Source organism: Nocardia tengchongensis, assembly GCF_054781395.1.
Genome location: NZ_BAAGUM010000005.1, coordinates 296478 through 319624, shown reverse-complemented (window position 1 = coordinate 319624; position 23147 = coordinate 296478). Strand labels below are relative to the sequence as shown.

23 protein-coding genes are annotated in these 23147 nt (G+C 64.5%); 10 read left to right on the top strand and 13 right to left on the bottom strand.

From position 1 onward, the window contains the following. Positions 1 to 15 precede the first annotated feature (15 nt). From eccA to ACYVKL_RS10015, 5 genes are all read left to right on the top strand, one after another. Positions 16 to 1851, top strand: coding sequence for a type VII secretion AAA-ATPase EccA (gene eccA / locus ACYVKL_RS10035; protein WP_379168605.1), 1836 nt, complete (start codon positions 16 to 18; stop codon positions 1849 to 1851). Between the two features lie 14 nt (positions 1852 to 1865). Next, complete coding sequence (gene eccE / locus ACYVKL_RS10030) at positions 1866 to 3854, top strand: type VII secretion protein EccE (protein ID WP_379168603.1); 1989 nt, start codon at positions 1866 to 1868, stop codon at positions 3852 to 3854. A gap of 111 nt (positions 3855 to 3965) precedes the next feature. Further along, positions 3966 to 5219, top strand: a complete 1254-nt coding sequence (locus ACYVKL_RS10025) for a DUF7373 family lipoprotein (protein ID WP_379168601.1) — start codon at positions 3966 to 3968, stop codon at positions 5217 to 5219. A 10-nt stretch (positions 5220 to 5229) separates the two neighbouring features. Next, positions 5230 to 6543, top strand: coding sequence for a DUF7373 family lipoprotein (locus ACYVKL_RS10020; RefSeq protein ID WP_379168598.1), 1314 nt, complete (start codon positions 5230 to 5232; stop codon positions 6541 to 6543). 276 nt (positions 6544 to 6819) lie between these two features. After that, positions 6820 to 7146, top strand: a complete 327-nt coding sequence (locus tag ACYVKL_RS10015; protein WP_357197725.1) for a plasmid mobilization protein — start codon at positions 6820 to 6822, stop codon at positions 7144 to 7146. A gap of 345 nt (positions 7147 to 7491) precedes the next feature. On the opposite strand, the gene ACYVKL_RS10010 is transcribed toward ACYVKL_RS10015, so the two are convergent. After that, a complete protein-coding gene (locus tag ACYVKL_RS10010) occupies positions 7492 to 7701 on the bottom strand; it encodes a hypothetical protein (protein ID WP_379168596.1) in 210 nt (69 codons plus the stop codon). Positions 7702 to 7903: 202 nt separating this feature from the next. Here ACYVKL_RS10010 and ACYVKL_RS10005 point away from each other — a divergent pair, with 202 nt between their 5' ends. The 5 genes from ACYVKL_RS10005 to ACYVKL_RS09985 all read left to right on the top strand — a co-directional run bounded on the left by ACYVKL_RS10005 (position 7904) and on the right by ACYVKL_RS09985 (position 13290). Next, positions 7904 to 8809 carry a helix-turn-helix domain-containing protein gene (locus ACYVKL_RS10005; protein WP_379168594.1) on the top strand — a complete coding sequence of 302 codons (906 nt, stop codon included), beginning with the start codon at positions 7904 to 7906 and terminating at the stop codon, positions 8807 to 8809. Next, positions 8799 to 9005, top strand: a complete 207-nt coding sequence (locus tag ACYVKL_RS10000) for a DUF397 domain-containing protein (protein ID WP_379168592.1) — start codon at positions 8799 to 8801, stop codon at positions 9003 to 9005. The genes ACYVKL_RS10005 and ACYVKL_RS10000 overlap by 11 nt, the downstream gene beginning before the upstream one ends. Before the next feature lie 193 nt (positions 9006 to 9198). Continuing rightward, entirely contained in the window at positions 9199 to 10458 is a 1260-nt protein-coding gene (locus tag ACYVKL_RS09995) for a DUF7373 family lipoprotein (protein WP_379168590.1), read from the top strand. Positions 10459 to 10467: 9 nt separating this feature from the next. Then, positions 10468 to 11769: a DUF7373 family lipoprotein gene (locus ACYVKL_RS09990; protein ID WP_379168589.1), complete on the top strand. Its 1302-nt coding sequence runs from the start codon at positions 10468 to 10470 to the stop codon at positions 11767 to 11769. Positions 11770 to 11778: 9 nt separating this feature from the next. Beyond that, a complete protein-coding gene (locus ACYVKL_RS09985) occupies positions 11779 to 13290 on the top strand; it encodes a serine/threonine-protein kinase (protein WP_379168587.1) in 1512 nt (503 codons plus the stop codon). 34 nt (positions 13291 to 13324) lie between these two features. Here the strand turns inward: ACYVKL_RS09985 and eccB are convergent, their stop codons facing one another. From eccB to ACYVKL_RS09925, 12 genes are all read right to left on the bottom strand, one after another. Beyond that, positions 13325 to 14884 (bottom strand): type VII secretion protein EccB, encoded by a 1560-nt coding sequence (eccB, locus tag ACYVKL_RS09980; RefSeq protein WP_379168585.1) that lies wholly within the window; start codon positions 14882 to 14884, stop codon positions 13325 to 13327. A gap of 117 nt (positions 14885 to 15001) precedes the next feature. Further along, a complete protein-coding gene (locus ACYVKL_RS09975) occupies positions 15002 to 15334 on the bottom strand; it encodes a hypothetical protein (protein ID WP_379168583.1) in 333 nt (110 codons plus the stop codon). Between the two features lie 48 nt (positions 15335 to 15382). Beyond that, the gene (locus ACYVKL_RS09970) at positions 15383 to 15685 is read right to left on the bottom strand and encodes a WXG100 family type VII secretion target (RefSeq protein WP_379168582.1); all 303 of its coding nucleotides are present in this window, start codon (positions 15683 to 15685) and stop codon (positions 15383 to 15385) included. 93 nt (positions 15686 to 15778) lie between these two features. Then, positions 15779 to 16567, bottom strand: a complete 789-nt coding sequence (locus tag ACYVKL_RS09965) for an ESX secretion-associated protein EspG (protein ID WP_379168580.1) — start codon at positions 16565 to 16567, stop codon at positions 15779 to 15781. Continuing rightward, complete coding sequence (locus tag ACYVKL_RS09960) at positions 16564 to 17598, bottom strand: PPE domain-containing protein (RefSeq protein ID WP_379168578.1); 1035 nt, start codon at positions 17596 to 17598, stop codon at positions 16564 to 16566. The genes ACYVKL_RS09965 and ACYVKL_RS09960 overlap by 4 nt, the downstream gene beginning before the upstream one ends. Before the next feature lie 16 nt (positions 17599 to 17614). Further along, a complete protein-coding gene (locus ACYVKL_RS09955) occupies positions 17615 to 17929 on the bottom strand; it encodes a PE domain-containing protein (protein ID WP_379168576.1) in 315 nt (104 codons plus the stop codon). Between the two features lie 34 nt (positions 17930 to 17963). After that, positions 17964 to 19205 carry a hypothetical protein gene (locus ACYVKL_RS09950; RefSeq protein ID WP_379168575.1) on the bottom strand — a complete coding sequence of 414 codons (1242 nt, stop codon included), beginning with the start codon at positions 19203 to 19205 and terminating at the stop codon, positions 17964 to 17966. 92 nt (positions 19206 to 19297) lie between these two features. Beyond that, entirely contained in the window at positions 19298 to 19612 is a 315-nt protein-coding gene (locus ACYVKL_RS09945; protein ID WP_379168573.1) for a hypothetical protein, read from the bottom strand. 108 nt (positions 19613 to 19720) lie between these two features. Beyond that, a complete protein-coding gene (locus ACYVKL_RS09940; protein ID WP_379168571.1) occupies positions 19721 to 20008 on the bottom strand; it encodes a YbaB/EbfC family nucleoid-associated protein in 288 nt (95 codons plus the stop codon). Positions 20009 to 20031: 23 nt separating this feature from the next. Beyond that, entirely contained in the window at positions 20032 to 20397 is a 366-nt protein-coding gene (locus tag ACYVKL_RS09935; protein WP_379168569.1) for a hypothetical protein, read from the bottom strand. Between the two features lie 84 nt (positions 20398 to 20481). Then, positions 20482 to 21255 carry an ESX secretion-associated protein EspG gene (locus ACYVKL_RS09930; protein ID WP_379168567.1) on the bottom strand — a complete coding sequence of 258 codons (774 nt, stop codon included), beginning with the start codon at positions 21253 to 21255 and terminating at the stop codon, positions 20482 to 20484. Then, positions 21252 to 23096: a hypothetical protein gene (locus tag ACYVKL_RS09925; protein ID WP_379168565.1), complete on the bottom strand. Its 1845-nt coding sequence runs from the start codon at positions 23094 to 23096 to the stop codon at positions 21252 to 21254. The genes ACYVKL_RS09930 and ACYVKL_RS09925 overlap by 4 nt, the downstream gene beginning before the upstream one ends. Positions 23097 to 23147 lie beyond the last annotated feature (51 nt).

The window sequence follows — 23147 nt, the reverse complement described above, 5'->3', positions numbered from 1 at the left end:
CGGGGTTCGACTAGGATGATCGACACTCGCCAGGCCCAACGCGCCTTCGATGCGGGAGTGCTGTCCCTGGGGTTGAGCATCGAGGGCCAGGAGTCGAATCGGGACCTCGACTACGCGAAACTCGCCTTCCAGCGCGCGACCGAGTGGGACCCCACCATGGCCGACGCCTGGCTGGGCCGGACCGCCGCCGGTGAGGTCACCAAGGATGTTCTGAGCAACCTCTACAAGTGCAGCACCGTCTCGCTGGGGCGGGAACAGCGCCGGTTGGGGCTGCCGCCGCGCACGCTTGCCGGACGTTTTCTTCCGGGCCTCTACATCGACTATCCGCTGTCGAGTTTCACCGAGACCCATCTGGCGTGGGCCGCGCATCTGATCGGCGAGAAGCAGTACGACGAGGCCGAGCAGGTGCTCGACGAACTCGAAAAGCACCGGCGGGCGCGGGCTTCGGAGCCGGACTTCGAGATCGACGGCCGCATCGCCAAATACGTGCGCGGCATCCTGCACTACAACACGCAGCGCTGGCCGGATGTGATGACCGTGCTGAACGGGTCCGAGAGCTGGGAGGACCCGTATCTGGCCGCCGGCGCGCATGTGATGGTCGGCACCGCCTGTGCGCAGCTGGGTCTGTTCGGTGAGGCGATTCGCCGGATGGAGGCCGCCGAGGCGGGCCCGATTCCGGCGGCCCGCACCGCGGCCATGTTCTGCCGCGGCCTGTGCCTGCGCGAGAACGGCGCGGCCGAGGAGGCGCAGGCGCTGTTCGAGAAGGTGTATTCGCAGGCGCCGGATTTCGACGCCAATGCCGCGGCCATGCGCGACCGCACCTACCGGATCACGCTCACCTCGAAGGAGGTGATCGAGGCCCGCACCGAGAAGTGGGATCCGGCTTCGGCGCCGTCGCTGGAGGAGAAGCAGGCCGCCGAGCACGAGGATCGGGCCAAGGAGATCCTGGCCCAGGCGCGCGCCGAGCTGGACAAGCAGATCGGTTTGGCGGCGGTGAAGACGCAGGTGGCGAAGCTGCAGTCGAGTGCGCAGCTGGCGAAGATCCGTTCCGAGAAGGGGCTTTCGAGTTCGGCGCGCGGTCAGCATCTGGCGTTCACGGGCCCGCCCGGAACCGGTAAGACCACGATCGCGCGGGTGGTCGCCAAAATCTATTGCGGCCTGGGCATTCTCAAGACCGACAAGGTGGTGGAGACCAAGCGTTCGGACTTCGTCGGCCAGCATCTGGGTTCCACGGCCATCAAGACCGACGCCCTGATCGACACCGCCATGGACGGCGTGCTGTTCATCGACGAGGCGTACACCCTGATCCAGACCGGTCTTTCGGGCGGTGACGCGTTCGGCCGTGAGGCGGTGGACACACTGCTGGCCCGCATGGAGAACGACCGCGACCGCCTGGTGGTGATCATCGCCGGGTACGACGGCGAGATCGACCGCTTCCTGGCCGCCAACGACGGTCTGGCGTCCCGCTTCTCGAAGCGGCTGCAATTCCCGTCCTACACCGCGGAGGAGCTGGGCCGGATCGGCCAGGTCGTATCCTCCAAGCGGGATTCGGAATTGTCCGATGACGCGCTGGCCGCGCTGGTCGAGACCTGCGAGAAGCTCTACGTCATGGAGAGCACCGACCAGAGCGGTGCGCCGCGGCGCGGGGTGGACGTGGCCGGCAACGGTCGTTTCATCCGCAACCTGATCGAGGCCGCCGAGGAGGAACGCGAGTTCCGGCTGGCCAATGACGAATCCATCGATCTGAGCACCATCGACGAATCGGCGCTCATGCGCATCGAGGGACCCGACATGAAGGCCGCGCTGAGCACCCTGCTCGCGTCGCTGAACTTGTCGTCGGCCGCCGACTGAGGGGCAACTGAACTGTGAACGACTTTCCGCGGGGAGCGGGCGGCTATCAGCCGGGCGGAAATGGTGGGAACCACTACGGCGGAGACGGGAGGCACGCCGGGGGCGGGCAGCCCGGTTTCGCGCCGGGCGGCTACCCGCAGGGCGCGCCAGAGCATTACGCACCCGGTTCGAGCGTGGCCGCGCCGCCACGCCCGGCGCCGCCGGCTCCACGTCCCCCGATTCCGGAGCCTGCGGAGCCTCGGGGGGAGCAGCCGTCCGCGGCCCGTCCCGCACCTGTGGTGGCGGCCGAGCTGCGGTCCGATGATCTGTGGCTGCTGCGGAATCTTCCTCTGCGCCTGGTGATTCCGGTGGCTTTGGTCGGCGTGCTGGTCTCGCTGATCGTGGTCGCGGTACACGCGCCGTGGTGGGCGGCACTGGTGGCCGGGCTGGTGCCCGTGCTCATCGGGCTGACTCCCGTGGCCGGGACGCCGATCGGCCTGCGCCTGGGCCGTTGGGTCGCCTATCGCTGGAAGCAGGTGCGCCGCAAGAGTTTCGACGAGAACGCTCTGGTCGACGTCCCGATGCCGGACGGCGGCAGCTGCGGATTGCGGTGGGATGGAAGCTTGTTGACCACGATGCTCCGCATCGACCCGCCGCCGGACACCCTGACCTTGCTGCGTCGCGGTTCGCTCAGCACCGATCAGCTGCTACCGCTCAACGAGATCGCCGCCTGCCTGCGCCAGTACGACGTGGAACTGCATTCGGTCGATGTGATCAGCACCGGCACCCGCACCGCCAGCACCGAGGCCGTGATCTCCGGCTACGCCGCGAGCATCGCCCCCCTGGGCCGTCTCTACGACGAGATCCTGGGCCCGCTGCCTGCCATCGCCCACCGCACCATGTGGCTGGTCCTGCGCCTGAACCCGCTCGCCAACGCCAAGGCCGTCGACAACCGCGGCGGCGGCCCCGAGGGCGCCCTGCGCTCGGCCCTGGTGGCCACCCGCCGTGTCGCGAACCGCCTTGCCGGACACGGCATCACGGCCTCGGTGCTGACCACCGCCGAAATGACGTCCGCGATCCGCGAACTGACCCGCGGCATCCCCGTCAACGAATTCACCGAGCACCCGGACAACCTGGAGCACAACGGAATTCACCTGACGAGCTACCAGATCGACCCGCAGCTCTTCAATTCCGACGGCCTGGCCAAGATCTGGGCGGTCCGCAGCCTCGCCACCACGGTGACGGTGCGCCTGCAACCCGTCCCCGAGCCCGGCGCGAAGCCCGGCGAGCCCGCCGCCATCATCGAGGTCGACGCCCGCGTCCGCTACGACACCCCCTACGAGCACGGCGAGCCCCCCGTCACCGGCCTGAAGGAGCTCCCCCGCCGCCAACTCTGGGCCCTCATGGACATCTTGGCCTACGGCGCCCAGGAAACCCGCCCCAGCGGCTACCGAGGCCCCGTCGACGTCCTCACCGACATCGCGATGCCCACCGCCGGCTGCGGCCAGCTCATCGGCGCCGACGCCACCGGCAGCGGCATCGCCGTCCCCTTGATCGGCGACGGCTCCCGCCGCATCGACATCATCGCCAGCCTCCCCCTGGCCCAGCAGGTGATCCTCCGAGCCATCGCCCTCGGCGCCGGCGCCGTGGTCCACACCGCCCGCCCCTGGGCCTGGCAAGCCATGGTCACGAATGTCGCAGCCCCCCACGCCCTCTCCCTGGCCTCCTCGGTAACCCACAGCTCCCGAGGCACCGCGATCACCGGCCGCCTCGCCAGCCCCGCCGCCACCGTCATCGTCTTCGACGGCGTCCCCACCACCGCTCCCCCGGGCTCGGCCACCGTGGTCACCATCCACGAATCCATCTCGTCCGACTACGAGCCGGACGCCGACGTGACGATCGTCCAACACCCGGACGCGCCCCACACGATCTCGGTGCACACGCCGGCCACCATGACGACGGCGCTCATGGTCACTACCCCTGCGGAACAGCACTACTTGACCGGGGCAGCTGCCCGACGCTGAGACGAGGGAAATCTCGGCACGAGGCGAAACAGGGACCAGCCGCTACACTCTGTTCGCCAGAAGTACAGTGCTGCCGGTGATTCGGCGGCAGCGGGGGTGGGGACCTTCACAATGAACAACGTTTTCGGCCGACGCCGTTCGGCCCGCATTCGGTTGTGCGCGGCGGCGGTGGCACTGGCAGCTTCGGTGCCGGCGACCGCCGGGTGCGGGTCGGAATCGCATGCGGCACAGGAGCAGACGGTCGACCTGGCCAAGCTGGACACCGGCAGTTACACGACCCAGCCGACTCAGGTCACCGCTCCCGACGCCGTCGCGGCGGGCCGGCTCGCGGAGGCGCTGCGGCTTGGCGGAGCCCTGCCGTTGCCGATGGAGATCGATCCGGCCTTGACGACCAATGCCGGTGGCGTGCACCCGTTCACCAGCGTCTCCGACCTGTTGGTCCCTGAGATGCGAGGTGGCAAGACCGCGTTCGGGTGGCTGAACGACACGGCGTTCACGACCGACCCGACCGGGTTCACGGCGGGGTTCGCGACCTCCGCGCGGACCGACTCGGATGCCGACTTGGGGTATCAGCTCACTGCTCTGGTCATGGCGTTCGACAGCGACAGCGATGCCGCCGCGGCGGCGACGGTGTTCGCGGCCGACGGATTTCCGGATTTCGGTAATGGCGTCGGCGAGCCCGCACAGTCGACGGCGCACCCCGGGGCACTGCTGTCCTGGCTGCCCGGCAGTCAGTACCTGGCGGGGTTCTATCCGACCGGCCGATTCGTGATCGGCACGCTGGTCGACAATCGCGAGAAGCACTACGAGAAGATCTCGGATCTCCCCGACCTGATCGCGAAGTCCGACAAGGCCATTGCCGTCACCGAGGACCGGTTGAAGTCGTTCCGGCCGACACCGCCGGACCAGCTCACCACCTTGCCGCTCGATCCGTTGGGCATCGTGCGCCTGACCCTCCCGCGCCCGGCCGGGGACCGGACGGCGAGCGGATTCAGCGGCGCTCTCGACGCGCACAGCGCCCTGCACGACGAAGACAAGCCGGATACCGCACAGGCGCTGTTCGACAAGGATGGGGTGGATGCGGTCGGTTACGGTGCGGGAGCGCTGTATCGGACCCGGGACGCGGCGGCGGCGAAGGATCTCCGCGACCTGGAATACGTCGACAAGTTCCACCATCCGATCGATTCGCCGGTGGGTCTGCCGGGCGCGCGGTGTGTGAAGTACCACGGCCCCGACACCCATGCGTTCCCGTTCGCGTGCACGGTCTCCTATGGCCGATTCGCGGCGCAGGTGTGGTCCCAGCAGCAGCAGGATGCGTTCCAGCGGATCTCCGCGCAGTACGCCATGCTCGCGAACGACAAGTAGGGGAATCGTGATGCGACTCGGCGCCCGTCGTGGTTACGGCAGAAAGCTTTTCGGCACGGCAGCCCTCGCTCTCGCGGCTGCCGCGGCCATGTCCGCGCTGACCGGATGCGGTCACGATGTGTCCGGCGCCGCGGCCGCCGCGGAGATCGATGTCCGGAGGCTCGAGGTGGGGAACTACCCGACGGACCCGCTCGAAGTCCGTATGACTTACCGCCGCAGTTGGGAAGACGGACAGTCGCTCGCCGTTGCCCGCCTGGCCGACCACGTGGTCGTAGGCGCCGATGTCGATCCCATGTTCAGCCACACGATGTTGTCCAGGGAGCTCGCGTCGGCGTCAGGCACATTCAATGTGCTGGCGAATGCGGTCCAGCCGGTGCTGGAGCAGCACCAAATGGTGTACGGCTACTCCACAGCGGCCAGCACCGAAGCATTGGACAAGCTGGAAGGTTTCGAGCTATCCGGCAATTTCCAGCCGTTCGACGGTGCGACGCCCAGCCCGTCCTCGACTTCGTTCAACGTCACGGTGATCCAGTTCCCCGACCAACAGCAAGCGCAGGCCGCGGGCGAAGATATGGAGGCCGCCGATTTCGATGTGGCTCCCGACCAGAACGCCCACGTCACCCTGGATCGGACCACCGATGCCAAAGCCCATTGGCGGCCCGGCGTTCCATCACTGGCCGCCACCCTCGCCGACGGCCGCTACGTGATCAGCGCGTTCGTCCAGACGCCCACCGCCGACCTGAACGGCCTGCGTTCCCTCGCCGACAAGATCTTCGCCGCGCAGCTCCCCCTGCTCGACGGCTCCCCCGGATTGTCCAGCGCCGACATGTTCCGCCTCGACTACGACCCTGACACCATGCTGCGCCGCACCCTGCACCCCGCCACGTATCTGAACATCTCGGCGGACAGCGAGGCCACCCACACCGCTCGCGGTTACTTGCATTACGTCGAGGCCCCGGAGACCTGGAAACCATTGCTGGACGTCAACGGTGTCGACCGTGTCTCCACCGCTGTCGGCGGCGGCCTCCTCTTCCGTGCTCGCGATGCCAATGCCGCCCTCGCCCTCTGGCAGGGAATCCCCACCATCACAACAAGTTCCGCCGAGCCCGCAGGCACAGCCCCCGACACCGCCTGCACCCGAACCGCCAACCCTGGCGTCGGCTATCCCTGGGTCGCCTACACCGCGTGGAATCACAAGAACAAGTACATCTGCACGCTCCACTACAACCGCTACGTCGCCCAGGTCGCAAGCGACCAACTCTTCGACGCCCAGCAGAAGGCCGCCGCCCAATACGCCCTCCTAGCCAACAGCCAAGGCTTCTGAAGAAGATGCGCCTGACCTTGAAGCCCCCGCCCTACCAACGCTCGGCAAACCAGAAGGACTGCACCAGCTGCTCGTGAAGAGCCGGTACCTATGAGATGCCACCACCTGTGTGGCCTCGGATTGCCCGTCAATCAGCCAGGTAGTCCGAAGTAGTCTGTGGCAGTCTTTCAATACTGGTGCTGCTCGCTCGAATCGATCGCCGCGATATCTACATCATCAACGCAAGCCGTCCGTCCAGTGAGCTGGTCGCCGACTTCGAAGCATGGGAGGCCCGCAATGACTGATCCGGCAAACGAGTTCGAGAACATGACTCCAGACCAGATCCTGGAGATGACGCAACGCCTGCGGATTCAGACCGACCAGGCGCAACTGCTGCCGCCCCCTGCCGATGCCGAAGCCGAGCCGGCCAATATTCCACGGTCCGTGAAGCTGACCCCGACCCAGGACCGCCGACTGAAGGCGCGCGCCAAGGAGCGCGGCATGAGCCAGTCGGAGTATTTGCGGTGGCTCGTCGAGCAGGACCTGAACAAGCCCGTGGATCGCCCGCTGACACTGGCGGACCTACCGCTGATCGTCAAACTCGTTCGGGCCCAGGCGGCATAACCGGGCACCCCGCCCATGGGACCTACCTCGCAGCGAGGTATGCGTCGACCGAGACTGACTCAACATGCTGGCATACAACACGGCGGGTGAGGTCCAGGGCCATCGACGGATCAATCATTCATTTCGATTTCGGTTGTCGGCACATCCACGACCCAGGACCAGCCTGCCAACCGAGCGATCTCGAGGAGTTGTTGGCGCGCGCTGCAGGAGTTCACCTGGCAGCCAGAGCCTTCGATACATCGGCGGTGCGGCCAGAGCAGGATCTTCACCCCGTTGGACGACTGCATCGAGGTGGACAAGGGCAGCCGGTGGTGGCTGACACGAGATGAGGTGGAAGGCATCAGATCAGGTCGCTCGGTGCTGGGCTCGGTGCCGGCGTCCGATGCCGCCGCTCGCCGGGACTTCCACATACTTCGAGCCGTCGAGGTACGTAAGTCTGAGAAAGCGGTCGTCACCGCCCGGATGGCTGTCGCGGTAGAAGCCCCAAGCGGACCAGCAGATGACGGCCACGCAGAGGCTGAGTATCGACAGCAGAGCCCATGTGTCCCAGGACATTACGACCTCCCGCGTGATTCGGGCCAATCAGTGGCGACCGGTTGTCGCCTGATGCCCGAACAGTGCACCGGATGAGGACGGCGGGTCGGCGTAGCCAGTCAATCCGCGGAATCGGCTCAAACCCGCAGTTCGCCTCTCACGAAAGGCATATCCTCCTTCTCAAAATGAGAAGTTCGGCCCAACCTGGTGAGAGGGCAGGCGGATGGCGAACATCGAACCGGAGGACACCGACACCACCCTGCCGCGTCGGCAACTCGGCCGATTGCTGCGGGACGCACGAGCGACCACGGGGATGAATCTGGATCAGGCCGCAGCCTTGGTCCAGTGGAGTCGGCCGACACTGAGTCGACTCGAACGGGGCGAGACCGAGAAGGTCAGAGTCACAGACATTCTGGCGCTATGTGAAGCATATGGACTCGACGAGGAGACGACCTTAGTCGCGAAAGGCCTCGCTACACAGGCACCCGCCAAATCGTGGTGGCAAGCCTTCAGTGACCTGATCCCGGCATGGGCCAACCTGTTCGTCGGATTGGAATCCAGCGCAACGTCTTTGACCGTCTTTCAGCCATTGATCGTGCACGGACTGCTCCAGACGGCCGACTACGCGCGAGCGCTCGACCGGCTCTACTTCCCCGATGACACCGAGTACGAACTCGAACGACGCATTCAGGTTCGTGTACAGCGGCAACGCATCGTCACACGCTCACGCAAACCAACCAGGATGTCAATCATCCTGCATGAGAACGTACTGCGGACTGTCGTTGGAAACAATCGAGTGATGTCGGCACAGTGCCGGCACATCGCAGATATGAGCACTCGGGACAACATCGACATCCGCGTGATGCCGTATCAGGCGGGCCTCCCCCTCGGAATGGCGGTGCCGCCGTTCACAATCATGGACTTCGGGAGTGACACACGCAGCAAACAGTTGGTGGAACCTGCGCAGGTCTACTGCGAGGGCTACGCGGGTAGCGCATACCTCGAGAAGCGAACGGACGTGGTGACATTCCGCCAGGCGTTCCGGAGGCTCCAACAGGCGAGCCTGGACCACCATCCGAGCCGCGACATGATCAGAGAGATAGCGAGGAGGCACGAGAGTGAACGTTGACCTGCACGGATCCGAGTGGTTCAAGTCGAGTCACAGCTCAGGAGGCGGGGAATGCGTGGAGGTGGCCTTCCTGGCGGGTGGCACGGTAGGCGTCCGCGACTCGAAGGACCCCACCGGCCCGGCACTGACCTTCACGCCCGGCGAATGGGACGCCTTCACCGCCGGTATCAATGACGGGGAGTTCAACAGCCCCTGAGCACAGCGTCAGCTTCAAGGGCCAGGGCCTCGAGGCGAAACCGGGGGCGGCCGTACAGCACTCGGCCCGCACGCACCTCCAGGACCTGTGAGATCTCCCCCAGCGGATTGCCATGGCGTGCCTCACATCCATACCTACCAGTACACTCTGCACACCAGAGGGACGGCACAGCAGGGAATTCGGTATCGGGGGGATGTTCGACATGCGTCACGGCTTTGGCCGACTACGGTCGGCCCGTATCGGGGTGCGCGCGGCAGCGGCTGTAGCACTGGCGGTTTCGGTTCTGGTGAGTGCCGGGTGCGGGTCGGGGTCCCATGCGGCCGAGCAGGCGCCGGTCGATCTTACGAAGCTCGATGTAGGCAGCTACCCGACGCAACCGAAGGACATCAAGCCCAAGGATCCGACGGCGTGGGCAAAGTATCTTGAAGCGTTCCGGCTCGGCAACACCATGCCGCTCGCGCAGGATATCGATCCCGCACTGACGCACAACGTTCCCGACGTGAACCCGTTCATCGATGCCGGTGATTTCCTCGCCGACCAGGCGGTAGGCAATACAGCTGCCTTCGGCTGGCTGAATATGACCGAGTTCAACGCTAACACGCCGGGGCTCATCGCAGGCTTCCAAACCGGAGCACGCTCCGACGCAGACTCCGTGATCTCGTATGAGCTCAAGGTCGCCGTGATGGCGTTCGACAGCGATAATGCTGCGGCCACGGCCGCGGGCGCGCTCGCGCGCAGCGGGTTCGGCAAGAACGAGGGGGCCGAGTCTGCGCACTCGACCCTGTATCCCAGTGCTCAGATCACATGGATCCCCCAGACCCAAGCGCTCGCGTCGTGGTACCCCACTGGAAAGTTGATCATTCTCGCTCTGGTAATCAACCATGAGAATTCGCTACTTGGGCAATCGGATCAGCCCGGCCTACTTGCTCTGTCCGACAAGGCAATTTCGGTCACGGCTGATCGAATGAAGGCGTTTCAACCCACTCCGCCAGAAAAGCTGCCTGATCTCCCCGTAGATCCTCAGAGCATGCTCAGGATGACCGTGCATCGCCCGTCCGGCGACCAGGCCGCCTTCGGTTTCGATGGCATGCTCGATACCCACGGCGCAATACTTGCAGCTGAAGATCCGAGCGACGCCCGCGCGCGCTTCGAGAAGACCGGTGTCGATTTCGTGAGCTACGGTGCCGGCCAAGTCGTCAGGGCGCGCGACTCCACGGCAGCGGAGAATTACATCGCCGACAAGGCCACTACGCGGTTCCAGCGCCGGATCGATCCACCGTCAGGGTTGTCGGTCGCACGCTGCGTCGAATACCACGGACCGTCCAGTGGTGAATTCCCGTTTCATTGCTATGCCGCGTACGGGCGGTACGCAGCTGAGGTTTGGTCCAGCCAGAAACAGGATGTGTACCAGCGGATCTCAGCGCAGTACGCCATGCTCGCCAATAGCAAATAAGGAGCTGTTGTGACGATCCTCGACGCCCGCCGTCTCGGCGGCAGAACCGCACTGGGCGTACTGACCCTGTTCGTGACCACGACGATGCTTGCAGGCTGTGGAACCGCAACAGGGAAGCCTGAAGCAGGCGAGTTCGATATCCGGAAGCTCTCGGTCGGTACATACCCAACTGATCCGATCGACGTCCGACGAGCCTATGTCCACTCGCCTAGCAGCGGACAGGACCTCGCAACAGGCCGTCTAGGCGACGCTGTCGTCACGGGGCCCGATGTCGATCCGAGCTTCACTCACGGCGTTCTCTCCTATGGCCTGCAAATCTCCGTTGGGCTCGGCATGGTGCTCTCGAAGGTCGCCGAGCCGGTGGCCGAACGCAACAACCTCATGTTCGGCTACGCCGCATCTGCCAGCACCAAGCCGCTGTCCGAGGTCAAGGATCCGAGCTCATTCCTTATCTTCAGCCCATTCGGTCACAGGAAGCCCGACCCAGATTCCACGTCCTTCAGTGTCACAGTTCTACAGTTTCCGGATCAGCAGCGGGCATCAACCGCGGCCGATCAAATGGAAGCGGCCGATTTCGACGTCGCAGCCGATCAGAACCAGCGAGTCGTCCTCGACAAACAGCCTGATGCCAAGGCACATTGGCGACCGGGCATCCCGTCAATGGGAACGACCATCGCTCGCGGACAGTACGTCGTCAGCATATTCGTGCAGCAACCGAAACCCAAACTCGCGGGGTTGATGAGTCTGACCGACAAGGTCTTAGCCGCACAACTGCCGCTGCTCGATCAGACGCCCGCCTTGTCGGCCCGCGAAGTCCTACGTCTGGACTACGATCCACAAGGCATGTTGCGGCGGACACTGCATCCCGGAAGCTTTCCGTACGTGCACGCTGAGAATGAAATCACCCGCACACCACGCGGATTCCTTCACAACGTCGACGATCAAGCCACATGGAAGACGCTGCTCGACGCCAACGGCGTGGACAGCACCGCCACTACTCGCAACGGTGCATTACTACTGCGGGCCCGAGACGCCCAGGCTGCCGCCGCCCTATCGGCCGGTATTGCCGGCATTACAACCAGTCAGACTGAAAAGTCGACGGACGTCCCCGACACCGTCTGTTCCGAGACCGGCAAGACCACGAAGCCCGATCGTATCGAGCAAGAAGAGGCATGGGACAGGTCCGATCGATTCATCTGCACTCTTCACTACAACCGCTATGTCGCACGCGTTGCCGGGACACAGCTCGCTGACGTCAACCAACGCGCCGCCGCTCAATACGCCCTGCTGGCCAATAGCCAGTACATGTAAGGAATCAGGATGAATATCGGACCGGGCACCATCATCCGCGGCTACCGCATCGAGCGAGCGCTCGGGGCGGGTGGCATGGGTACGGTGTATCTGGCCAAGCATCCAGAACTGCCGCGCTGGGACGCGCTCAAGGTCCTCAGTCCACAGTTCAGCCGGGATGCCGAGTATCGGGCACGGTTCGAACGAGAGGCGAATCTCGCTGCGGCCCTGGATCATCCCAACATCGTTGCGATCTACAATCGCGGCGAGGACAGCGGTCAGCTCTGGATCGCGATGCAGTACGTCAATGGCATCGACGCGGCCGCAGCTGCGGAACGGGATCCACGGTCCATAACCCCGTGGCGTGCGCTGCACATCGTCACCGAAGTGGGCCGCGGCCTCGATCACGCGCACCGTAGAGGATTGCTACACCGGGACGTCAAACCCGCGAACTTTCTGCTATCCATGGGTGATAACGGCGAAGAGCGCGTATTGCTCACCGATTTCGGCGTCGCGAAGTCCACCGAGGATACGAACGAGCTAACTCAGGCCGGTGGCTTCGTAGCCACGATCGCCTATGCCTCACCCGAGCAGCTGAGCGGGGAGCGGCTCGATCATCGTGCCGATATCTACAGCCTCGCATGCTCGTTCTTTCGCCTACTGACCGGTCAAAACCCATATCCGGGAACACAACCAGCAGTAGTGATGATGGGACATTTGAACGAGCAGCCCCCTCGCATTACGGCACTCGATCCCACACTCCCAGCCGCCGTGGACGATGTGATCGCGGTTGCCATGGCAAAGAACCCTGCCGACCGCTTCGAATCCTGCCACGAGTTTACGACGGCTCTGAAATCCGCTCTCGAGTACGGGGTTTCCGGACTATCCATGGCGACGGTCCCTCACTCTCGCTCCGCCGTGCTCACTGAGCCACCGACACCGGCTGTCGCCGCGTCGACGAAATCGACTTCACACAAGCGCGCTTGGCTATTGGGAGCGGCCATCGCGACGATCGTCACGCTCGCGGTCGGCGCGGGAATCTGGGCAACCCAGCAGGATTCCTCCCCCTCAGCATCGCGGAGCCCAATGGCGGAAGCTCGTTCGCAGAACCCAGCCTTCAGCGGAAACCTCATCGCTGTCATGGATATCTCGGGCAAGAGTGGAGACTACTCCGCAGATTTGGATATCCAATTGAAGCCTGGACCACAATCGAAGTTCTTCGAGGACTTGGGCTTCAGCTATAATCCCAACCTCCTTCGTAAGGGCGATGAGCCGAACCCTCGGCCAATCGGATCGGGAGGCGTCAACCAGTACGACGCGCTGAAGCCCATTTCCACGGGCTATCTACTCGCTGTACGCACCGACACCAATGCGGGCGGCGGAGGCCTGGTGAATCTCCCGACTGCCGTTACGTCGACGAAAGCTTCAGTCATCGTCCTCGACGACCCGGTCGCAGTCGCCGCGATCCGCCAGTGGTCGGACGACTCCGAACAGGTGCTGCTCAACAAACTGCTACCGATCCTGCGCAAGAGCGTCAAGTAGGACCGCGATTCGTCGACCGGCCCCGCGGCTTCTATCAGCGAGACGGAAGCGCATCCCAACTCTTCTGGGCATCTTCCGCGGACAACATGGGACCGGGAACCAGGGTGCCGAGGATCTCCCACGGCGCCAGGCGGGGTCGTGCAGCCAATCCTAGGATCTGTGCCGTCTTGGAATCCGGTACGCCATACAGGATTCCATTATCGGCAAGGTAGTAGAGGCCATCACGCACCGGGCTGCCTGGCTTCACTTTCGTGGCCTGCACGAATTCTCCGGTGGAGGGCGGAACATATACCCGGTCGACTCGATCACCAACAGAACCGTCGGCCGTCGCCAGCGTGACCGAAGTCTGCGAGTCACTCAGCGGGTAACGCGTACCGACCAGCAGTTGAACCGTGGCCGCGTCCGAGGCGGCCTCGGTGGCATCGGCCTGATCCTTGCCGAGACCATTCTTCTTCGCCCAGGAGACGCAGGCAACGGGGTTCTCCGCCGCAGAGATGATCTTCGGCGCCGCGCCGGGGAAGTCATCGACCGGCAGACCCGGGTTGATCTTGTCGTTGCCATGCTTCTGCGGGATTCCAGCGATGGCGTCCGGCGTCACGGAGACGAAACCGTCGATGTTCTTCTGCGAGCTCGCGAACGTGATGAACTGGGCGGTGAACAGCGACACGCGCTGGATGGCGTTGTCCAGCACGACATACAGGTCGGAGCGGCCGGACCCGTCCAGTGCCGGCACCTGGATGATGCTGCCGATCTTCACATTGCTCAGCCGCCCCTGAGCGAATTCACCGGCGCGTGAAACTGTCGGGGCAACCAACGGCGGCACGCTGACGGCCGCGCCGATCAGGTTGGATGTGATCGGCCGCACATTGGACAGGTCAAGTACCTGGGATAGAGCGCTCTTGGTGACATCGTCGTTCTCCGGGTTGATCTCGGCGATCTTCCCGTCGTAGATCAGATACGTATGATCCTTCTTCTGGCTGTCAGTCTTCTTGGCCAGAACCGCGGTCCCAGGATCAGCCGCCCTGATGTGGTCATTGAGGTGCAAGCCACCGGCAATGACGGTGGTCTCGGCCCCCGTCGACGACGCTGCCCCACCGGATGCCGACAGCGGCACCTTGTCGCAGAGTGTCCACTCGGATCGGTCACCTTGACTGCTGCCGGGCAACGCCGCCGGCACGCCGGGGATGCCGCGGATTGGACCACGCGGAACCGAATTGAGTTTGCTGTCCTTGACCGATGTCGGCGTCTCGCTCGTCTGCGAGAGCAAACGCGCCGACGCGAGATTCAGTGCCGGGAACAAGGTCATCTTGTTCTTGTCGTCCTTGTCCCGCACGACGACATACAGGGCACCGCTGTCCTTGCCCATGACGATATTCGCGTTGCCGATCGATCCCTGAGGCCGGATGAAGGCCATGATCGCAGCGCCCGCAACCACGAGAACCGCGAGGACCGCTCCCACCATCAGCGATCGGAATTGCGATCGCATCGGGTCGTGCAGCATGCGAACATCGCGGCGCACTAATGCGTGGTCGAGCCGGCGCAGCAGGAATCGGTACCCATTGACCTGGGCACGGGTGGTCAATTGGGCTGGCACGAACCAAATCCTCCGTCGAACCGGAAACTACGGGTACACACACTACTGGCCGTCAGCAGACGACAGCGCACCCTCCAGGGTGGAGGAGTGCGCTGTCGAGCGGCACCGACGTCCTCGTTAACCGAAGGACTGGCCGACCTTCGCGTCGGCGGCAAGGGCGTTGTGCAGAGCATTCTCGACCGCGGTGGCGACAGCGTCGAGAGTCGACAGGCACTTGTGGGCGTATGCGGTGTCCCACTCGGACTTCGCTGCCTTGACTCCCTCCAACGCGCCGTTCTCCGCGCCGCTGTTCGGGTCCGACCACGCCTGCTTCAGCCTCTCGCAGGCCTGGCCGAGGTCACTCGAGGTATCAACGGCAGACTGGCCGTCACCGGCAACCGCGACAAGGTCGCGGTGGTACTGCCGGAGGGTATCGATGAGGTGGGTCATCTGGACTTTGTCGTAAAGCATGTGCGTTCCTTTGCAAATACCGGAGGGTTGACTTAGCACTCGCCCCTATTAACCGAGGTTCGTGAGGGCCTTCGAGAATTCGTCCTGGTTGGAGATATCCACGTTCGAGAAGACGTCAGTTCCCGCGCCGACCTTGTCCTGGAAGTGGTCCAAGGACTGGTTCAGGGCAGCGGACTCGTCATCCCATGCCTGCGCGGCAGCTTGGAAGGAGTTCGCCGCATCACCCGCGAAGCCCTTCTTGGAGGTGTCAACCGTGTCGGTGATCTTCTTCAGGATGTCCTTGATCGACGCCACAACGTCGGCCATGTGGCTCTGCGCCGCCTTGGCAACTTCCGCTTCATTTGCAACCATCGTCTGTACCTTGCCTTTTGTTCGGAATGGATAGAGGCGATGCGTTGCGCACCACCGGTTCGGGGTTGAACAGCTGCACAAGTCACGCGGGACTCACGACAGCCACCTCCCCCCGGGCAGCGAGTCGATCAGTGTTGAAATCGACTGCGCGATACGGTGATCACTGCCCGGTGTCAGCGTGGACCAGAGTTGCTGGTCCGGGGCGACCCCCGGTGCGGCCACGATGCGGCCCCGTGCGGTGTCGTAGACAGCGACGGCTCCGGGCGATCGGTCTGTGAGGCCGTCGGCGTAGGCGTAGGCCACGATTTCGGCGTAGGCGTGAGTGGCTGAGAGGGCGAGGCCGTAGGCGGTGGCGTCGGTGTCGGGGACGCCCAGGCTATAGACGGTGCTCGCGTAGTCTTCGGAAGTTGTTGCGGTGTTGAGGCGTTCGGCCAGGTCTGCCGATTCGGCGCTGAAAGCGGCCAGGTCGGCGGGCGGGCAGGGGCCGAGGGCGTCTAGTAGAGGGCGGGATAGGGAGGTCCCGGAGCCGTCGGACCATAGGGGGTGGAGGTCTAGCGTGTCGCCGCGGCGGATGGCCATGGCGTGGTGTTCGGCTCGGCGGGCCACGCAGACGCGGATGAGGCCGTCGGTGGTGTGGACCCGCATGGCTAGCTCGCGGTCGGGCTGGGATAGTACGAAAATGGCTGTCGCAGTGTCGGTGTCGACGTCGCCGTGGGCGTCGACGATGCGGCGGGCACGTAGGTCGGCGCGGGCTAGTTCCTGCGCCTGCTCCCACTCCCGGTAGGAGTCCTGGCGCGGGCCGATGGATAGCACCAGGGGCAGGGTTTGCACCCCTAGGTGTCCGGCGAGTGCGATCATTCCGTCGTTGGTGAGGGTCGTCATGAGGACGCCTCCGCACGACTTCCGGAATCTGCTGCGGCAGCTGCCTTCTCGGTGCCCGAACTGCCGGCGTTGAAGGCGATGTCGACGGGTGCACGTTGGGCGGCGGGGTCGATGCCGCCGAGGACGGCGGGTGCGACCTGCATGCCCGAGGTGAGGCCCAGCTCGGCATCACCCGCGGGCGCGCCCACGAGACCGGCGCGAGGGGTGTGCTCCTCGTCGCTGTCCTGCCCGGCGCCGCCCATGGCGGTCGGCGCCATCGCGGTGCCGCCCTGCTGTACCGTAACCGGCTGTGTCACAACGCGTTGCGTGGTGGTTTCCTTCGCCTCGACGGCGGAGGTCCGCATCTGGGTCACCGGCATCGGCGGCAGGTTGAGCGAGCCGAGCGACAGGGACGGCAGCGAGGGCATCGCCGGCGTCGTCACTTCCGGCGTCTCGACCGGAGTGGTCGGTTGCTCGGCGGGTGTCAGCCCGGCCGTCACCTGCGGCGGCGCCTGATGCTCCCACGGCTTGGCCAGCGACTCGGTGGCGGCTTCGTAGGTCCGCATCACCCGCGCGGCTTCGGCTTTCGCCTTCTCGACGTCAGTCTCGGTTCCGGCCAGCCCGCCGAGCAGCGGTAGTCCGCCGGCTAGGCCGAGCTGCTGCATGAGCTGCTGAATGTCCTTCAGCTTCTCGACCTCGTCGACATTGGGCATCGCGAGTTTCGCGATTTCGTATGCGGCCGCGTGAGTTTCGGCCTGCGCGGCATTGCCGGCCGCGGCCGACGCGGATGCGCCGAGCCAGTCCCGCAAGGCTCGGATACGTTCGATGAAGGGCCCACTGTTCTTGGATTCCCAAGCACTGTCGAGGATTACGAGGATTCGCTCGTACTCCACGGCGGCCGCCGCGAAACCCGCGCTCAATCGCGTCCACGCGAGACCGGCTTCGGCGGCCGGGATGGCACCGGCCCCCGTCACCAGGTCACGCGCCAGCTGCTCGGGCGGCCGGGATTCCCAAACCGTCTCGGTGAAGCCGGGTTTCGTCGGTTCCAGCATCGAGAATGTGTTCCGCTCAGCCGGCGAAGCCGAGGACGGACTGCTCCTCGACCTTTCCGAAGGCGTCGAACTGGCTGCGCAGCGTGGCGGCGAGGTTGCGCAGCTCGCTGACGCCGTCGCTACCGGAGTTCACGAACGACGCGGCCACCGCGTTGAGGGTCTGCGCGGCGCGCAACGACACCTCATCCGCACCGGCGGACGCGAAGTCGAGCTTGACCCCTTCGACGCCCAACCCGTTGGCGATCCGGTCGGCGAGCGCGTCCAGCTGGGCCGCGGCGTCGCGTGCGGTCGAGGCGTCGAAGCGCAGACCGTCGAATGCGTTGGTGCTCATGCCAATCCTCCTGTGTCCCCTGGCGTTTGCAGTCTTAGAGTGTGAGCGCCTTGTCCGGCGGCTCTTCGATGGCTTCGATCGCGCCGACCACGGGTAGCACCACGCCTTCGATGACACCGACCACCTCGTCGCCGTGCGCTCCGGTGACCAGACCCGAACGGTCCGAGGTCGATTCCTCGTCGGCGGCGCCGGCTCGGCCCGCGGCGCCCGCACCGGTCATACCCGGCGAGGTGGTCGCGGTGGTGCGGCCGTTCGGCTCGGTGACCGTCTTGGGCACACCGGCCCCCGAAGTGACCTCACCTGTCGGAATCCGGCTGCTGCCCAACGTATTAGCCGGAGTGGTGGAGGTCGGCACACCGCCGCCGAGCAGGGTGGCGAGCGGGCTGCCGCCGCCACCGTCGATCTTGGTGCCGTCCGGGTTGTCGGTCTTCTTGGCGTCGTCGGTCTTGGTCGGGTTGGTGTTCGACGGCGTCGTGGTGGTCTTGTTGGTGTTGTTGTTCGTATTGGTGTTGTTGTTGCTGTTGCTCAGCGCCGAGCTGATGTCGCTGACACCGGTGGAGACCACCGACGCGCCCTTCTCGACCAGCTTCTCCGCCACCGTCGGCGCGACACTGGTAATCGGCTGCAGCGCGGAGCCGACCATGTTCACCAGGTTCGAGATGTTGGCCGCGACCGGCGCGCCCGCGATCATGATCTTCGTACCGGCCTCGACGATCTGGGCGGTGCTGCCCGCCAGCTGAAGGCTGGTCTTGGCCGCGATGGCCATGCCCGCGTTGATCGTCTCGGTGGCGGTGGCGATCAGCCACGGGAGACCGGCGGGGGTTGCGATCAGCGCGGTCGCACCGATCACCTGCGCGATGAATTGCGAGATGAGAGCAGACATCTCGGCGTAGCCCTCGCCGACGATGGCCTCGGCGGCGATCAGGATGGCGTGCTGCTGTGCACCCTGCGCGGCTACCGGCCCACTCTCGGCTTCGACCGTGTTGCTCTTCAACTGCGCGGCGGTCGCCGCGTCGCCGCTGAAGGTGTTCATCAGCGTGCTGGTCGCCGACTTGCTCTGCGAAGTCGCGGAAGTCAGCGCGCTGATCAGCGAGGTGATGATCGTCGCCGGATTGAAACTGCTGTTGCTCAGGCTCCCCGTCCCGAACGATTGCAGCAGGCTGGTGACCGGCTGGATCAGCGTCGTCAGATCAATGGTGGGCAGCGTAGGCAGCTGCAGCCCCGACAGATCCGGCAGGCTGATCGACGGGAGTTGCGGCAGCTGCGGCAATCCCATGTGGCTCAACACATCCGAGACCGGCGTATCGAGGTACGGACCGATCGGACTGCCGCGTAGGCCATCCAGAACGGTCGGATTCGACGGACTGGTCACAGCACCGTCGAGAGGAAGCTGGCAGCCGACGTCACCTCATTGGACGCGTAGGTGCCGACAGCCGTGTACGCCGCCGTCGCCGTGTTCGCGTGCACCGCGGCGATCTCCGCCGAGGACATCAGAAAGTTGCCCTGCGCGACCGCGAAAGCCGCCAGAAACTCCTGGCCGATCAGACCGAAAACCGGAACCGCCTGCGCCAGCGCGGTACCCACATCCGCTGCCGCCGCCCCCGCGACCTGTGCGGCGATCGCCGCCTTCTCGGTCCCGTACGCCAGGATGGGCGGAAATTCCGCCGCCACATGATCAGCCATCAGTGTCCCTCCCACTACCTATGATCTTGCTCAGACTACAAGCACGAAATTTCTTGTGCCAGACCGCAACATGCAAACTCTGGCGCAAACTTCTGTAAACAAACCGGCTTAGCCGGCCATCTCCTCGTTGAACCGATCCACGATCTCGGCCCGCCGCTCGAATGCCCGCCGCGCGGCCTGCGCCGCCGTCGCGACCACGGCCTGCTCGAACTCCGAAGGCGTCATCCGCGACACCGCGCTGGTGAACTGCAAGTCCTTCAGCGCCCCGTTCCCGTCGACCTCCGCGGTCACCGCCCCGTCGTCGGAGGTCTCCCGCCCCCGAACCGCGGCCATCTGATCCGCCAAGTCCTGAAACCGATACAGCTGCCGCCGAACCTGCTCCTGCAACTCATCCATCGACGAAACCACGAGCCCCCCTCTCACACGGACCTGAGCCAACTCTGCGGCTCAGTATCGTAGTCCTGCTCCTCGACAATCTCCTGCCGAGCAACATCCGCCTCGGTGGGAAGCCCGGTCCTGGCGAGGCCTGCCGCATCCAACCCGGCCTCCTCCAACTGCTTCCGCAGCGCGAGCCCGGCCCGATTGGCAGCCTTCTGACAAAGCCGTAAAACCTCCCCGGCCAGCTGCGCCGAATCCCGATGCAACTCAGCCGCTTCAACCTTCACAGCGAGCGGCAAGCCTTGATTGGTCGTCCGCACCCGAATCGACCCAGACGTATTGGCAACAACCAGCGAGGCCCAATCCCCCTCACCAGCGCCAGAACTGACTGCCCCCGGCTCAGTCACGGCGAACTCCCTCCCAGTTAGCTAAGCGTATGAGTACCATAGGCCACTTCGGTGCGACAAGAACATTTCGCTCTGCTGATGCGATCAGCCGCGCTCGTCCTTGATCACCTGGATCACAGCCGCGACGTAGTTGTTGATGACCGAGATGAATCTGGCACTGTCCACGGCGAGAGCCCGTGCCGGATTGTCAACGACGACATAGCGGCCGTCGTCCACAAGGTCCCGGAACCGCACCTGGTGGCGGGTGATCCCGCGCGGCCCGAATTTCGAACTGCCCTGGGCGATATGGATCTCACCGGCGTGCGAAGCTGCTGCCTCGAGGAAATCCCGAGTTCTGGACACCGCGGTGTCCGGCATTGCGGCAATCGCCGACCGGCCGAAGTCGTGGTCGATGTTCTGCTCGTCAGTGGCCAGCCCAATATCCCCCCGGCCGCCCCGCTCACCTGCGGGCATTGCTTCGACCACGGCATCGGCGAGTCGTAAGGGATCACATTCAGCCACCGTGTAGCCGCCCCGACGCCAATATGTTGCGCCGGGATGTTGACTGATCACATAGCCCTTCGGCCCCTTTCGGGCCGCATGGACGCGCACCATCGACTCGGTGCCCCATCGATCCTGTTCATTCCACCCGTAGCCGGTCAGGTAGAGGTCCGGATTCGTCAAGGTATCGAAAGCGGTCGAGAAGTCCCCACGAACCTTGTGAATCAGGCTTTCTCGCGCATCCCGCATCTCCAGGTCGAACTCGTCGGCAGTCTTTGTCGCAGAGGTGAACATGAAGGGCTCGGGAGGCTCCAGACCTGCCTGATCCATCCATAGCGCGTAGAACTCGGCCTCGGTGAATCGCCAGTGCACCGTCATTTCTCGGCCACCGGGGTAACCGCTGCCGGCGCCTCACCGAGGACTGCCTCGAGATTGTCGAGATTGGTGAGGAACTGCGGACGCTTGTGTTCCTTACCCTGACCCTGCGCACCGGCCGCCCCCATCGGCGAACCACCCATCCCACCGGCCGACCCTGTGGACGAGGAGGAGGCCGTAGCAGCTAGTCCCGCACGCGATGTCGTGGTCTCTTCCTTATCCGTTTCGGTCGTAGATGCCGGATTGGCGGCACGCGGAGTCAGCTGAGTCTTCGGTGTCTGGGGCGAGCCTGAGCCGGTGGGCGCGCCCGACGGGCTGCCTCCGGTCGGCGATCCGGACGGAGTGTTGGTGTTCGGAATCAAGCCCAGATTCTGCAACTGCTGGGTGAGCTGATCCGTCGGCGAGGTTGTCTTGGTCGTTGTCGGCGTTTGCGTCAGCGCCGTCGTGATCGCCGAAGCGATCTTCTCGGCACCCTGTTCCGCAGCGGTGATGCCCGCCTGAATAACCGTGCTGGCCTGTGTGATCAGCGTTTGCAGCGTCGTATCGGTAGTCGGATTCTTGTCCGTGGGTGTGGTGGGCGTGGTCGGGGTGGTGGGCGTAGTCGGCTGGGTGGGGTTGTTGTCCAGGTTCGGCGTCTCGATGTTCGGTGTGCCACTGGGGTTCCCGCTCGGACTTCCGCTGGGGTTTCCAGCCGGGTTCGGGTTCGGGTTCGGCCCGGGCTGCTGGGGCTGAACCGCGATCGCGTCCTTCGGGCTCTTGAGCATGGGGACAGCGCCGCTGGAATCCTTGACACCTTCGACATACCAATTGTCCCAGGCGTGCCTCATCTTCTTCATCGCATCGTCGATGTCGTACTGGGACATGTGGTTGATGGCCTTCTCCCAATCGACAGCGTGGAACGGCAAGAAGTTCTGCAGCTTCTTCAACCACCCCTGTGCGAAGGCCAGGTTCAGGGCCATCAGGTCCATGCCGTCGGTCAGGGTCTTCACGCTCTTGAGATAGTTGGTGATCCCTGTTTGCGCGGCCTTCGCACCGTCGGATGCCCAGACCGTGTCCATCGTCGAAGTATTTCCCTGGTACCCGGTCAGATACTTGTCATTGGCAGTCCGAAAAGTTGCCGCCTGAGCCTTCAGGTACGCACTGGCCGTGTTCCAGGCCTGGGCGTGACTCTCCAACTGAGCGAGAATCTTCGAATCGTTGACGAACTGCCAATGGTTGTGGAAGTCGTCCCATTCGTACTGGCTACCGACTTCGGCTGCGACCGACTTCGTATCAAGTTCCACCCCACTGGCATTCGAGGAGAGGGTTGTCTGCTTATCGGTTCCGGACAGCAGATTGTCGTAGTCACCCTCCATGGTTCCCGACCATTTGGTTGGACTCGAGAACAAACCAGGGCCGGATTGCCCCCACCCCGGCATACTGACCGGGTCGACCTGCACCGACGAGACAGCCAGCCCGGGCTGCCCCGGCTTCGGCACCATCCCCTCGAACTTCACGCGTGCGTCATCGCCGGAAAAGGCCGTTGCCGAAGCTTGATCGGTGTCAACGTACAGCCTGGCCGCACCCACGAAGGACTCACCGATCTCGGTGAGCACCTCCTGATGTTCCTTCAAGGTCGTCTCGACCAGCTTCTTCGCGGCCGCGTTGAACTTCTCCGCGAGCTCGTGCCCCGAATTCCGCTGATTCAGCGCGCCCAGATCGGCCTGCGGCGCCTTGCCCATGGCGGCATTCACCATCGCGAGCATCGCCGCAGCCTGATCGGCCATCGTCTGCGCGGCTTCACGATTGAACAGGACGCCCTTCTTGCTCTCGCCATTGAGTCCGGTGAAGTCGTCGTCGGCCATCGCTCTCCCCTCCCAGGTGGACGTGATCGCAGCCTAACCGGTTGCGCGGAG